The 1180-nt window shown below is 69.1% G+C and carries 1 pseudogene; it reads left to right on the forward strand.

Going from position 1 to position 1180, the window contains the following annotated elements:
• Positions 1 to 961, forward strand: a pseudogene (locus AB0B57_RS36710) (hypothetical protein); the annotation flags it as partial.
• Between the last annotated feature and the right edge of the window lie 219 nt (positions 962 to 1180).

Here is a 1180-nt window from a genome sequence, read left to right on the forward strand (position 1 = left end):
GAAAGGGCGGGAGGAGGCTGGCGATCTGGCTGGTGCTGAGACCCTGGCTGTTTTGGCGGCTGACCACGGCGACACCCGCGTGCTGCTGATGCTGGCAGATGGGCGGGAGGAGGCTGGCGATCTGGCTGGTGCTCAGGCCCTGTACCAGCAGGCGGCTGACCACGGCGACCGACTCGGGCTGTGGAAGCTCACCGAAGTACGGGAGAAGGCCGGCGATCGGGCCGGTGCTGAGGCCCTGGCAGCCCAGGCGGCCTCGCGGGGCGACACCTCCGTGCTGGAGCAGCTAGCCGACCTACGGGACGAGGCCGGTGACCGGGACGGTGCCGAGGCCCTGCACCGGCAGGCGGCCGACCAGGGCGGTTCCGTCGCGCTGTGGTGGCTCGCCCGCATGCGCGAGGAAGCTGGCGATCGGGCTGGCGCGGAGGCCTTAGCGGCCCAGGCGGCCGACCGGGGCAACGACGTTGTGCTGATCGAACTGGCTGACCTGCGCCGCTTGGCCGGCGACCGGGCTGGAGCGGAGCCGTTGTACCTGCAGCTGCACGAGCGGGGCGACGAGGACGCACTGTGGACGTTGACCTTGATGCGACACGAGGCAGGTGACTGGGCTGGCGCTGAGTTTCTGGCTGCCATGGCTGCTGAGCGGGGCGACGCCAGCATCATGTTGATGCTGGCGAGGGGGCGGGAGGATGCCGGCGACCAGGCCGGTGCCGGGGCCCTGTACCGGCAGGCGGCCGACATGGGCAACTTCACGGCTCTGCGGTGGTTCATTGCGATGCTGGAGAGGGCCGGCGACTGGGCCGGCGCAGAGACCCTGTACCAGCAGGCGGTCAACTACGGCGAAGCCGGCGCGCTGGAGCGCATCGCCCAAGCGCTGGAGCGATCTGGCGACAAAGCTAGCGCCGATCGTATGCGCCGATTCGGCCTCACTGACGATGGCTCCATCGCAGACTCCCTGGACTGAAGCAGGGGTGCAGTCAACTCGCCGGCCTCCGTGGTCGTAGCGGCGGGTCGTGCGGCTGTGGCGTGGTTGAGCTGGTCTTGGACGCCTTCGAGTGCCGCGTCCGCGTCGCGGTGACGGTGGCTTAAAACTCCTAACTCTTTGAGTGTTGGAGTCGGCGCCAGCAGATGATGGCGCAGGCGAGGGTGAGGAAGGCTTCGTGGATGTCGTCGCGGATCTCCC

This window comes from Micromonospora sp. NPDC049101 (genome assembly GCF_040648675.1).
Taxonomy (GTDB): domain Bacteria; phylum Actinomycetota; class Actinomycetes; order Mycobacteriales; family Micromonosporaceae; genus Micromonospora.